10 protein-coding genes and 1 pseudogene are annotated in these 12,169 nt (G+C 51.9%); 1 reads left to right on the top strand and 10 read right to left on the bottom strand.

Translation table 11 applies throughout. The annotated features are described in order from the left end of the window. Nucleotides 1-427: 427 nt before the first annotated feature. The 9 genes from eno to JCR24_RS12735 form a co-directional block, all read right to left on the bottom strand. Nucleotides 428-1,720, bottom strand: a complete 1,293-nt coding sequence (eno, locus tag JCR24_RS12775) for a phosphopyruvate hydratase (RefSeq protein ID WP_238980752.1) — start codon at nucleotides 1,718-1,720, stop codon at nucleotides 428-430. Nucleotides 1,721-1,761: 41 nt separating this feature from the next. After that, on the bottom strand, nucleotides 1,762-3,297 hold the full coding sequence (gpmI, locus tag JCR24_RS12770; protein ID WP_238980751.1) for a 2,3-bisphosphoglycerate-independent phosphoglycerate mutase: 1,536 nt from the start codon (nucleotides 3,295-3,297) through the stop codon (nucleotides 1,762-1,764). Then, the gene (gene tpiA, locus JCR24_RS12765; RefSeq protein WP_011232526.1) at nucleotides 3,290-4,051 is read right to left on the bottom strand and encodes a triose-phosphate isomerase; all 762 of its coding nucleotides are present in this window, start codon (nucleotides 4,049-4,051) and stop codon (nucleotides 3,290-3,292) included. Before tpiA ends, gpmI begins: the two co-directional genes overlap by 8 nt. A gap of 61 nt (nucleotides 4,052-4,112) precedes the next feature. Beyond that, nucleotides 4,113-5,297 carry a phosphoglycerate kinase gene (locus JCR24_RS12760; protein WP_011232527.1) on the bottom strand — a complete coding sequence of 395 codons (1,185 nt, stop codon included), beginning with the start codon at nucleotides 5,295-5,297 and terminating at the stop codon, nucleotides 4,113-4,115. Nucleotides 5,298-5,419: 122 nt separating this feature from the next. Continuing rightward, the gene (gap, locus tag JCR24_RS12755) at nucleotides 5,420-6,427 is read right to left on the bottom strand and encodes a type I glyceraldehyde-3-phosphate dehydrogenase (protein ID WP_011232528.1); all 1,008 of its coding nucleotides are present in this window, start codon (nucleotides 6,425-6,427) and stop codon (nucleotides 5,420-5,422) included. A gap of 42 nt (nucleotides 6,428-6,469) precedes the next feature. Beyond that, complete coding sequence (locus JCR24_RS12750) at nucleotides 6,470-7,489, bottom strand: sugar-binding transcriptional regulator (protein ID WP_011232529.1); 1,020 nt, start codon at nucleotides 7,487-7,489, stop codon at nucleotides 6,470-6,472. A gap of 123 nt (nucleotides 7,490-7,612) precedes the next feature. After that, complete coding sequence (locus JCR24_RS12745; protein ID WP_014196719.1) at nucleotides 7,613-7,858, bottom strand: glutaredoxin family protein; 246 nt, start codon at nucleotides 7,856-7,858, stop codon at nucleotides 7,613-7,615. 50 nt (nucleotides 7,859-7,908) lie between these two features. Then, on the bottom strand, nucleotides 7,909-9,216 hold the full coding sequence (gene rpoN, locus JCR24_RS12740) for an RNA polymerase factor sigma-54 (protein ID WP_238980750.1): 1,308 nt from the start codon (nucleotides 9,214-9,216) through the stop codon (nucleotides 7,909-7,911). A gap of 638 nt (nucleotides 9,217-9,854) precedes the next feature. After that, the gene (locus tag JCR24_RS12735; protein ID WP_223813765.1) at nucleotides 9,855-10,100 is read right to left on the bottom strand and encodes a hypothetical protein; all 246 of its coding nucleotides are present in this window, start codon (nucleotides 10,098-10,100) and stop codon (nucleotides 9,855-9,857) included. Between JCR24_RS12735 and JCR24_RS12730 the strand changes: the two are divergent. Then, nucleotides 9,993-10,674: pseudogene (locus JCR24_RS12730) on the top strand (IS6 family transposase); the annotation flags it as partial. The gene JCR24_RS12735 and the pseudogene JCR24_RS12730 sit on opposite strands and share 108 nt — an antisense overlap. A gap of 409 nt (nucleotides 10,675-11,083) precedes the next feature. Here JCR24_RS12730 and JCR24_RS12725 read toward each other — a convergent pair. Continuing rightward, nucleotides 11,084-12,154, bottom strand: coding sequence for a hypothetical protein (locus JCR24_RS12725; RefSeq protein WP_081133120.1), 1,071 nt, complete (start codon nucleotides 12,152-12,154; stop codon nucleotides 11,084-11,086). Nucleotides 12,155-12,169 lie beyond the last annotated feature (15 nt).

Here is a 12,169-nt window from a genome sequence, read left to right as displayed (position 1 = left end):
CTGCAAATGAAGATAAATCGCTTGGTAGCGTTCATATGCTCGTTTACTTTTTGCTTCTTTCATGGCAGTGGACAACTTTTCGATCTCGTCTTTGTGATTTGGCATCATATTTTCTCTCCGTTCCCCTATTTTCTCTTTGTATTTATTCGCCGTGGAACGGGAGAAAACCTTTATTTCAATTTATATAAATCATTACAAAAAATTCGACTATTTTCTACAAATGATGATACTTGACTTTCTCTTCATCATGAGACAACATCCAACGCTACACTGTGCAGCATAAAACGGCTGTTTCCTCTCCCGTCTAAAGGAGAGGCGCAGCTTTCCTGAATGCATCAAGACGTCTTGATCACCGCCAGCCATTCGATTCTCTTTTCGCCTCCGTCAAAACGACAGGCGCCCCCTCCGTTGGGGACGCCTGTTCCCGTTATTTTTTCAAATTGTAAAACGAGCGGATGCCTTGGTAAATGGCCGTGTGGCCGAGTTCATCTTCAATGCGGAGCAGCTGGTTGTATTTCGCGACGCGGTCGGTGCGTGATGGAGCACCTGTTTTAATTTGACCCGCGTTTGTTGCGACGGCGATGTCGGCGATCGTGCTGTCTTCCGTTTCGCCGGAGCGGTGCGAGACGACGGCGGTGTAGCCGGCGCGTTTCGCCATTTCGATGGCGTCAAACGTTTCGGTGAGCGTGCCGATTTGGTTCACTTTGATCAAAATCGAGTTGCCGACGCCTTTTTCAATGCCTTCGGCCAGTTTTTTCGTGCTTGTGACAAACAAGTCGTCGCCGATAAGCTGCACTTTTTTGCCGAGCCGCTCGGTCAGCAGTTTATGGCCTTCCCAGTCGTTTTCATCGAGCCCGTCTTCGATCGAGATGATCGGATATTTCGATACAAGCTCTTCATACCAAGCGACCATTTCTTCCGACGTTTTCACAACGCCTTCGCCTTCAAGATGATATTTGCCGTCTTCTTTGTTGTACAGCTCGGACGAGGCAACGTCCATGGCGAGCATCACTTGTTCGCCCGGTTTGTAGCCGGCTTTTTCGATCGCTTCGATGATCGTTTGCAGCGCTTCTTCGTTCGATTTCAAGTTCGGGGCGAAGCCTCCTTCATCGCCGACGGCGGTGTTGTAGCCTTTCGCTTTCAGCACCGCTTTTAAGCTGTGGAAAATTTCCGCCCCCATGCGCAGCGCTTCGCGGAAGCTTTCCGCGCCGACCGGCATGATCATAAATTCTTGAATGTCGACGTTGTTGTCCGCATGCGCGCCGCCGTTTAAAATGTTCATCATCGGCACCGGCAGCGTTTTGGCGTTAAAGCCGCCTAAGTATTGGTACAGCGGCAGGCCAAGCTCGTCCGCTGCCGCGCGGGCCACGGCGAGCGAGACGCCCAAAATGGCGTTGGCGCCAAGCTTGCTTTTGTTTTCCGTGCCGTCTAATTCAATCAGCTTCCGGTCGATCGCCACTTGGTCGGCGACCTCCAGGCCGATGATTTCCGGCGCGATGATTTCGTTGACGTTTTCGACCGCTTTTAACACCCCTTTGCCGAGGTAGCGGTTTTTATCGCCGTCGCGCAGTTCGACCGCTTCATATTCCCCGGTCGAGGCGCCGCTCGGCACCAAGGCGCGGCCGAAGCCGCCGTCTTCTGTGTACACTTCCACTTCCACCGTCGGGTTGCCGCGCGAATCGAGCACTTCGCGAGCGTAGACATCGATAATGGCAGACATGGGAACACACTCCTTTTCGTATCGTTTTCTCAAGATCATCATTATTTGACAATCAACGATTTCCCCGTCATTTCTTTCGGCTGCGGCAAGCCGAGCAAATCGAGCATCGTCGGCGCCAAATCGCCTAAGATGCCGCCGTCTCTAAGCTTGATGCCTTTTTTCGTCACGATGACCGGCACCGGATTCGTCGTATGAGCCGTTTGCGGCTTGCCGTCCGGCGTCAATACTTCATCGGCGTTGCCGTGGTCGGCGGTGATGATGGCGATGCCGCCTTTGGCCAAAATGGCATCGACGACTTTGCCGAGGCATTCGTCCACTGCCTCCACCGCCTTGATCGTCGGTTCGAGCTTGCCCGAATGGCCGACCATATCCGGGTTGGCGTAGTTCAAAATGATCGCATCGTACTTATCGGCTTCAATTTCCTTGAGCAGCGCATCGGTCACTTCATAGGCGCTCATTTCCGGCTTCAAGTCATACGTCGGCACTTTCGGCGAGTTGATCAAAATCCGGTCTTCGCCTGGAAATTTCTCTTCGCGGCCGCCGCTCATAAAAAACGTCACGTGCGGATATTTTTCGGTCTCGGCGATGCGCAGTTGGCGCAGTCCGTGCTGCGACAGCACTTCCCCAAGCGTGTTGTCAAGGTTCGTCGGCTTGAACGCCACGTACCCTTTCACCGTTTCGCTGAAATGGGTCAAGCAGACAAAGAACAAATGCTTCGGATGTTTCGGGCCGCGGTCAAACTCGCGGAAATCTTCGTTCGTAAACGTGTTTGAAATTTGGATCGCCCGGTCAGGGCGGAAATTATAGAAGATAATCGCGTCATTGTCTTGAATCGTCGCCACCGGCCGACCGTCTTCGCGGACGATGACCGACGGCAGGACGAATTCGTCGTAAATGCCGTGTTTGTACGAGTCCTCGATGCATTCGAGCGGATCGCGGTACGTCGGCCCTTCGCCGTACACCATCGCCCGGTACGCCTTCTCGACGCGGTCCCACCGCTTGTCGCGGTCCATCGAGTAGTAGCGGCCCGACAACGTCGCGATTTCGCCGACGCCATATTCCTTGATTTTTTCCTGCAGTTCTTTAATGTATTGCGGCGCCGTTTGCGGGCCGACGTCGCGGCCGTCCAAAAAGCCGTGGATGTACACGCGCTTCACGCCTTCTTTCGCCGCTAAGCGCAAGAGGGCGTACAAATGGTGAATATGGCTGTGCACCCCGCCGTCGGACAGCAGACCAAACAAATGCAAGCTCGTCCCATGCTCTTTCACATGGTTCATCGCCGCCAAAAACGTTTCATTCCGGTCAAACTCGCCTTCGCGAATGGCGATGTTGACCCGCGTTAAGCTTTGGTATACAATGCGCCCGGCGCCGATGTTCAAGTGTCCGACCTCGGAGTTGCCCATCTGCCCTTCCGGAAGCCCGACCGCCTCGCCGCATGCCTTGAGCGTTGTGTGCGGGTATTCGTTCCAATAGCGGTCAAAGTTCGGTTTGTTCGCCTGAGCGACCGCATTGCCGTACGTTTCGTCGCGCAGCGCAAATCCGTCTAAAATGATGAGCGCAACCGGTTGTTTACTCATGGCGCCCCGCCTCCACCAATTGCAAGAATGAAGCCGGCTCGAGGCTCGCCCCGCCGACTAAGGCGCCGTCGATCTGTTCTTGCGCCAAGAAGTCGCGGATGTTGTCCGGTTTGACGCTACCGCCGTATTGAATGCGGATCGCTTCCGCCGCCTCCGGGCCAAACAGGCGCGAAACAACCGAACGGATATGGCCGCAGACGCTGTTGGCGTCTTCCGGTGTTGATGATTTGCCCGTCCCGATCGCCCAAATCGGCTCGTAAGCGATGACCGCTTGCTTCACTTGTTCCGGCGTCAAGCCGGCGAGCGCTTTTTCCACTTGCGAGGCGACAACGGCGTTCGTCTGCCCCGCTTCCCGCTCCTCAAGCGATTCGCCGCAGCAAATAATCGGTATAAGCCCGCGGGTGAAGGCGGCCAACACTTTTTTGTTCACGGTCTCATCTGTTTCGGCGAACATTTGCCGGCGCTCCGAATGGCCGAGGATGACGTACGTGACGCCGAGGTCTTTCAGCATGACCGGGCTCACTTCGCCTGTGTACGCCCCTTGATCGGCAAAGTGCATCGTTTGCGCCCCGATTTTTAAATCCGTGCCGTCTGCCGCTTGCACCAACCGATCCAAAAAGAGAAACGGCGCGCAAACGACGGAATCGACTTCGTCGGCCGGCGGCACGTGCCCTTTTACGTTCTCGACAAATTGAACAGCTTCCGCCAATGTTTTATGCATTTTCCAGTTGCCTGCAATGATGCGTTTTCTCATCGTTCACCCTTCCTTTCAATGGGCGGCGTCAGCCGCCATGCGCCCAATCCGGCGCCGTGGGTCATTTGTCTTCGAGCGCGACGACACCCGGCAGCTGTTTTCCTTCCATAAACTCGAGCGAAGCGCCGCCGCCGGTGGAGATATGATCCATTTTGTCGGCCAAGCCGAATTTCTCAACCGCCGCCGCCGAATCCCCGCCGCCGATGACCGAATAGGTGTCGGGCGCTTCCGCCAGTGCTTCGGCGATCGCTTTTGTCCCATGGGCGAACGCTTCCATTTCAAAGACGCCCATCGGGCCGTTCCAGACAACGAGCTTCGATTGACGAATGACATCGCGGTACAATTCGCGCGTTTTCGGGCCGATGTCAAGCGCCTCCCAATCGCTCGGAATGGCGTCGATGGCGACGACTTTCGTGTTGGCGTCGTTCGCAAACCGGTCGGCGACGACCACGTCCACCGGCATATAAAAACGGACGCCTTTTTCTTTCGCCTTTTCCATAAACGATTTGGCGAGTTCGATTTTGTCCTCCTCAAGCAGCGACTTGCCGACGTCATGGCCGAGCGCTTTGACGAACGTATACGCCAGTCCGCCGCCGATGATCAAGTTGTCAACTTTTTCAAGCAAATTGTCGATGACGCCGATTTTGTCTTTCACTTTCGCGCCGCCGATGATCGCCGTAAACGGGCGGTCCGGATTCGAGAGCGCTTTGCCGAGCACTTCGAGTTCTTTTTCCATCAAAAACCCGGCCACCGCAGGCAAGTAATGGGCGATGCCTTCCGTCGACGCATGAGCGCGGTGGGCGGCGCCGAACGCATCGTTGACATACAGATCCGCGAGCTCCGCAAACGCTTTGGCCAGCTCTGGATCGTTTTTCTCTTCGCCAGGGTAAAAACGGACGTTCTCAAGCAAGAGCACGTCGCCTTCGTTCAAACGGTCGACCGCCGCTTTCACCTCATCGCCGACCGCTTCATTCGTTTTGGCGACCGGCCGTTCAAGCAGCTCGCCGAGCCGCTTCGCAACGGCATCCAAACGCAATTCTTCGACCACTTTTCCTTTCGGGCGGCCGAGGTGGCTCGCCAAAATGACTTTCGCCCCGTGCTCGATCAAATAGCGGATCGTCGGGAGTGCGGCGCGAATGCGCGTGTCATCGGTGATGGCGCCTTGCTCCATCGGAACGTTGAAATCGACGCGGCAAAAGACGCGCTTTCCCCTCACCTCAACGTCGCGGATCGTCTTCTTGTTCATCGTTCGTGCCCCCTTTTGGCTGCAGTTTGGACAAAGGAAAAGGAGTGGGGATCATTTCCCCGCTCCCCTCCATTTCCCTATTATAGACTTGAACGGATGGAAAACTCAACGCCAAGCTGGTTTTACAGCCCTTTCGAGGCGATGTAGGCGGCCAAGTCGACGACGCGGTGCGAATAGCCCGTTTCGTTGTCATACCACGAAACGACTTTCACCATTTTGCCTTCAATGACCATTGTCGACAACGCGTCGATCGTCGACGAAGCGGTGCTGCCGTTGTAGTCGCGCGACACGAGCGGTTCTTCGCTGTAGGCCAAAATGCCTTTCAGCTCGCCTTCCGCTGCTGCTTTCAACGCGGCATTCACTTCTTCGACCGTCACTTCTTTTTCCAATTCCGCCACCAAGTCGACAACTGATACGTTCGGCGTCGGCACGCGCATTGCCATGCCGTTCAATTTGCCTTTCAGTTCCGGCAAGACAAGCGCAACAGCTTTCGCCGCCCCGGTCGTCGTCGGAATGATCGATTCCGCGGCCGCGCGAGCCCGGCGCAAATCTTTATGCGGCAAGTCCAAAATTTGTTGGTCGTTTGTGTACGAGTGAACGGTCGTCATCATGCCGCGGACGATGCCGAATTTTTCATGCAGCACTTTGGCAAACGGCGCCAAGCAGTTCGTCGTGCACGAAGCGTTCGAGATGACATGATGGGCTTTCGGATCGTATTTGTCTTGGTTGACGCCCATGACGATCGTAATATCCTCGTCTTTCGCCGGTGCGGAAATGATCACTTTTTTCGCACCCGCTTCCAAATGTTTGGCGGCGTCTTCGCGTTTCGTGAAGCGGCCGGTCGACTCAACGACGATGTCAACGCCGATCTCGCCCCACGCCAAGTTCGCCGGATCGCGTTCCGCCTTGACGATGATTTCTTTGCCGTTGACGACCAAGTTGTTGCCGTTCACCGACACTTCGGCATCCAGACGGCCATGGACGGAGTCGTACTTCAACAAATGAGCAAGCGTATTCGCATCGGTTAAATCGTTCACCGCCACCACTTCAATGTCCGGGTTTTTCAATGCCGCGCGGAAGACGTTGCGTCCGATGCGGCCAAATCCGTTGATTCCCACTTTGACTGCCATCTTATTTTCCTCCTTGCGATTGGATTGTATCAGCAAGGGAGATTACTCCCCTACGAACGCTTTTGCGGCTCCTTCGTCCGTCACCAATAGCGAGTGCGGCGCCCGTTTCATGTACGCGCGAATGGCTTTCGCCTTCGACGCCCCTCCGGCGACGGCGATGACATGCTCGACATGCGGGAGGTGTTCAAGTTGAATGCCGACTGTTTTCACTTTATGGACGACGTCGCCGTACTCGTTGAAATAGTAGCCGAACGCCTCGGCGACCGCATGGCGGGCGATGATGTTCTCCATCTCTACAGGCGGCGTCTTCCGCCGCTTGGCCATCGTCACCGCTTCACCGATGCCATGGACGACCATGCGGCATGATTGGATGAGCTCAAGCACTTCTTTCACCGCCGGCTCTTCGACAAGCGACGCGTACGCTTCATCGCTCAGCTGGTCAGGCACGTGCAGCAACCGATAGCGGCCCATCGCTTTTTCCGCCATTTTCGCACAAATCGTGTTCGCCTGATTCTCGACATCTTCGCCAAGGCCGCCGCGCGCCGGCACGAACAACACATCGCGAAGCTTCGAATCCGGCGTCATCATCTCCGCGACCGCCGCCATCGTCGTTCCGCCGGCCACGGCGACGATGTCCCCGGGCTCAAGCAGCTCCTTCATGCAGGCGACACACGCTCTACCCATTTCTTTTTTTACCCAAGGGGAACGGTCGCTATCCCCGGCAACGACAATCACCCGCGGAATGCCGAGCTGTTCCTGCAGCGCGGCTTCCAGCTCTTTGAGTCCGAGCGCTTCCCGCATCAAATCATTGAGCGTATGAAGGAGCGCCTGGCCTTCCTCCGTCAACCGCATGCCCGACACATCGGCGGAAAGCAAGTTTTGTCCTTTCAAAAATTCTGTTTCCGACCGGAGCACCCGCTCACTCATGCCGAGGCTCGCCGCCAGCGCCCGCCGCCCGATCGGCGCCATAAGCGAAATGGAGTGCAAAATTTGATATCGTTTTTGCATAACGTCAAGCAAGTCAGGCAATAATTTTTTTTGTGCCTCCAATAACGGCTGCATGGATCCTTTCTCCTCGATTGAATATAGGGACATATTATGTCCCGGTATGACATATTATGTCCCGCAGTGCCATAAAAAATTCCTCCCGCGCCATTTTCATTATAGCAGGAGGACGATAGCCGTTCAACTGTTTTGCGCCCGCCGCAACCGTTTTCTCACCGCTTCTTTTTCAATCGCTCCCCAGCCGATTTCTTCGCCATCCAATTCCACAACCGGGATCATCAGCTGATATTTTTCCAGCAGTTCATCATCTTTGTAAATATCAATTTCTTCCAGCGTAAACGAATAGTCCGCCCGCAGCTCCGTCAAAACGGCTTTCGCTTTGTCGCAGAGCGGGCAATTGGTTTTCGTATACAATCGGATATGCATTCATTTCTTCCTCTCTTTCTACAGCAGTTGCCGTTTCGATTGGCCGCCCGTTACGGCAGGCCGATATATTGCCTCCGCTTTGCCGAAGACGGGATGCGCAGCTGCTCGCGGTATTTGGCGACCGTGCGGCGCGAAATGGCGATGCCGTGCCGATCACGAAGCAAATCAGCAAGCTGTTGGTCAGACAGCGGCGCCCGCCGATCTTCCTCGGAAATAAGGGCCTCAATGATCGCTTTCACGCGGGCGGACGATGCCGCTTCATCCCCTGCGGCCGTCGCGGCATTCGAAAAGAAACGGCGCAGCTCCACGGTGCCAAACGGCGTTTGCACATATTTATGCCGGACCGCGCGGCTCACCGTCGATTCATGAACGCCGAGCTCCTCGGCCACCTCGCGCATCGTCATCGGCTTGAGCGCCGAAAGCCCCAACTCCAAACACGGGCGCTGGCGGTCGATGATGACGGCCGTCAAATGGAGAAGCGTCTGTTTCCGTTGCTCCAAACTTTTCGCGAGCCATGTAAACTGCCGATATTTTTCTTTGATAAACTGTTCGGCATGCCGGTCGCCGGATGCAGCGATGCGCCGCTCGTACTCCCGATTCCATCCGAGCTCCGGATGGATGTCATCATTATAGGCGGCCATCCAGTCCCCTTCCGCCCCGCGGACGACGATGACATCCGGCACCACCAAAGGCGGTGTTTCGCTCGAATAGTGAATGCCTGGCCGCGGCTCGAGTGTGCGAATGAGCTCGAAGACGCGTTGCAGTTCGCCAAGGCTGACGCCAAGCTGCTTGGCCAGCGTTTTCCACGACTTTTCCGCAAAGGGGACAAAATGGTAGCGGACGATCATCTCCGCCAGCTCGTCGCGCTCAGGAAGACGTTCCAGTTGCAGCAAGAGGCATTCCGCCAAATCGCGGGCGCCGACTCCCGGCGGGTCGAGCGACTGCACAAGGCGCAGCCCCCGTTCCATCTCTTGTTCCGATGCGGAAAACCGCGCCGCCAGCTCGGCAAGCGGCACGCGCAAATAGCCATCCTCATCGAGCGAGGCAATGAGATAACGGACGATGCGCTCTTCCCGATCGGCCAGCTTCAACGCAGGCAGCTGAGAAAGCAAATGGCCAACAAGTGTCTCTGCGCGGGCGCCAATGTTCTCGAGCCATTGCTTTTGGTCTCTTTCTGTCCGGCTTGGCCGTTGCCGCACCCGGGTGCGGCGAATTTCCAAAAACGGGTTTTCCAGCGACTGTTCATATAAAAACGCTTCCAAATCCACTGCGGAATATTGCAACAGTTCAATCGCCTGCACCAGTTCCTTTGTCAGCGACAACTGCAGCCGCTGCTCTTGCCATAACTCCGCCCTCATCGTCACGCCTCCCTTTCTTTTATTGTACACAACGGGAGCGGGAGGGGGTAGGAGAAATTTTTGACGGCGGAAAGCGGCCTTGGCGACCGCCCGAACCGGCGCCTGTTCAGACGAAAAAACCCAATGCCCCGCCCGAGCCCTTGATTTGGGAACCCTCTCGAGGAAAGCGGCGCGTCCGCTGCTGATCTAAAAGAAAAACAGCCGCCTAGGCGGCTGTTTTTCCTCGGCAGGATTATAACCATATATCTCAAGTATTGATATTTCAAGGCTTGAGTGACTTGTTATTTTATATCGTGTAAAATTTGTGCAAAATTATCTCGAGTGCGTCAATTCATGCAAAAAGGTGCCGACCCAAAAGAGCGGTAATGCTCCTTTCTGGGGCAACATGGCAAAAGAGATCACCAGTAAAACCAAGGGTTTCAGAGGTGGCCTCTTTCACATACTTCAGTGAAATTTCATCAAAAAGGAGCTTTTGAGTCATCCCCTTTTCGTTGTTAATCTTCCTCATCTCTTTGTTAAAATCCATGACGAGTAGCGCTATACTTCTTCCAACTGAACTTGCTTAGAAATAATTTTTAACAACGGCTCTTTATAATCAAAGGTATATATACATCCAAATTAAAATTTTAACCTCTGGTTCACGCAGCACACCCGATGCGGCGTAATACCTCATCTGGGTGCTGTAAGACGTATTGTTCAAAACGAGTGATTGACTGGTCAATATCGTTTTGATCTTTATGCAAGACATTGGCGATGACTTCATCTTTCAGCCACTTCAAGCCATCATGCGTTGTCCGCACTGCTTCAAGACACTGGAGAAGATCAAAGAGCGTAAAGATTACCACATCTACAAGTGCAAAAACGATGATTGTTCGTTTTACCAAACGAGCCTTCGGCGCATGAACACCCACGAACGGAAACGATTTAAACAGAAACCCCATGCCTTTAAAGTTCGGTACCTTTACCGAGAATTTCTGTTTGACTTTCGTCCATTGGTACCGTCCTCTCCGAAAAAGCCAAAGGTGGATTTGTCCCGTTATCGGTGTCTTCTCACATCCTTGGGCTGATTTTGACGTATCACGTCAACTACGGGATGTCTTCTCGAAAAACAGCGGGCGTCATGAAGGACGTGCATGGGGTGTCGATTTCCCATCAGACCATCATTAACTATGCCAACCGTGTCACGCTGATCGTCAAGCCTTTCATCGATCATTTTCCTTACGAACTGTCTGGCTCCTTTTGTGGAGACGAGACGTATATTCGCGTCAAAGGACGTTGGCATTACTTGTTCTTTATGTTGGATGCCGTAAAAAAATCGTATGGTCTTATCGCGTTTCGCCCAATCGAGATACGCTGTCTGCGATTCGTGCCATGGATGACGTCCTAAAGAAGTTGCCTTCGATTCCAGAGGCGCTCTCTCTTGTCGTCGATGGAAACCCGATTTATTTATTAGCAAAAGGCAGCTCGTGATGACTTTTCATAGATTTTTTGACGCTACCCTTTAATATCCTGATTATTCAAATAATATTATAAGCGACCAAACCACCTCCGCCCATCGCTTTATCCTAAACAGGACAATGTCCGCTCATTTGAAGAGGAAAGAGAACAGCACCTAAAAGACCGGCGACTTCATGAAAAATCAGCCCGAAACGCACTTTTCTCAAGTTGAGAAACCTTTGAAAATCCGTTCTTCTCTTACAACAGAAAATACCGATGGAGCGAAAAATCATGGTTTTTCACCGACCTTCTAAGGATTCCTGAACTTTCCAAACCAAGATGGATTTCTCCTTGACGAAGAAACTAAGACATGTTTGAAAATAGCCAAGTGCAACGTTTGGCTGAGAAACCATGCTCATCTACGTAAAGTTTATTTTTTTTGAACCGCTTTAACTATACTACAATTATCTCCAACTTTAATTTTTTTGATTACTTTACCGTTTTTAACTAATCGCAGAGTTCCATTTCGAGGATTCGAAACTATGAATTCGTCAAATCGCTTGTTGTAGTCAAAATACGCTGGATTTTCTATTGCAAAAAAAGATTCACTCAAGTTATTTTTATCAATTATTGTAAAAAACTCCCCTTGCATATCTAAATCCGTATAATTATTAATGTATAATTTATTACCAATATTAATTATTTTTTGAGGAAAAGGTTTAGACAATTGTTTCTCAGAAATAATTTTGCCATTATTCAAGTCTACAACCATAAGCTTATTTGTATATCTTTCAGGATTTTTCACCCATCCCGGCCTTGGCCCGTAAGAAAAGCCTGTAAAAACACAGTACATTTTGTTATCTTCGATCACAAAATCACTTGGTGGTAATTCAATATTATCTTTAATGACAGGATGAAAGGAAAGGGATGCATCATGCATTTGTACCCTATATACGTTGCTATGCTCACTGGATTTACCACCAGAATTTATAGTAATGAAAATTTCATTTTTGTAATGTTTCATTGTACTGACCATTCCAGTGGTAAATGTCAAGTTTTCTACTTTCCCACTAGACATATTCACAACAAAAAAAGGCATGCCTTCTCTAAATATTTCAGATGAAGCCATGTAAACTTTTTGGTTTAGTACCGCATAAGACGACGGAACATGCGGCAACTTTAATTTCTTTTCCACATGACCACTCGAAAGATTGATGATAAGCATCGATGGTTGAGTTCCTGTATATGTACCATCATCTATTGCATAAACTCGATTTCCTTCTATAGAAAAGCTTTGAAATTTATTTTTATTTTCAATTTCTTTGACTATATTCAGCTTTTTATCAAGAAAAATTAATTTGCTATCTCCATCAGTAAGTGCAACAAAGGCTGGGGGAACCTTCAGTTTTGTATCGTTTCGGGAGACTATTTCTTCCCATTTCTCACACCCCACCATTAAAAACAAACAGATGCAATAAATGAAAATCATGATTTTCTTCATTATACAGCCCCTCGT

The organism is Geobacillus sp. YHL, from assembly GCF_022341265.1.
In the GTDB taxonomy this organism is placed as follows: Bacteria; Bacillota; Bacilli; order Bacillales; family Anoxybacillaceae; genus Geobacillus; species Geobacillus thermoleovorans.
Note: the sequence above shows the minus strand (reverse complement) of the source record. Positions and strands in the feature narration are given on the sequence as shown.

Bases quoted from the DNA above. Each gene is read 5' to 3' on its own strand.
- eno (WP_238980752.1), bottom strand. From the start codon at position 1,720: ATGTCTGCCATTATCGATGTCTACGCTCGCGAAGTGCTCGATTCGCGC.
- gpmI (WP_238980751.1), bottom strand. From the start codon at position 3,297: ATGAGTAAACAACCGGTTGCGCTCATCATTTTAGACGGATTTGCGCTG.
- tpiA (WP_011232526.1), bottom strand. From the start codon at position 4,051: ATGAGAAAACGCATCATTGCAGGCAACTGGAAAATGCATAAAACATTG.
- JCR24_RS12760 (WP_011232527.1), bottom strand. From the start codon at position 5,297: ATGAACAAGAAGACGATCCGCGACGTTGAGGTGAGGGGAAAGCGCGTC.
- gap (WP_011232528.1), bottom strand. From the start codon at position 6,427: ATGGCAGTCAAAGTGGGAATCAACGGATTTGGCCGCATCGGACGCAAC.
- JCR24_RS12750 (WP_011232529.1), bottom strand. From the start codon at position 7,489: ATGCAGCCGTTATTGGAGGCACAAAAAAAATTATTGCCTGACTTGCTT.
- JCR24_RS12745 (WP_014196719.1), bottom strand. From the start codon at position 7,858: ATGCATATCCGATTGTATACGAAAACCAATTGCCCGCTCTGCGACAAA.
- rpoN (WP_238980750.1), bottom strand. From the start codon at position 9,216: ATGAGGGCGGAGTTATGGCAAGAGCAGCGGCTGCAGTTGTCGCTGACA.
- JCR24_RS12725 (WP_081133120.1), bottom strand. From the start codon at position 12,154: ATGAAGAAAATCATGATTTTCATTTATTGCATCTGTTTGTTTTTAATG.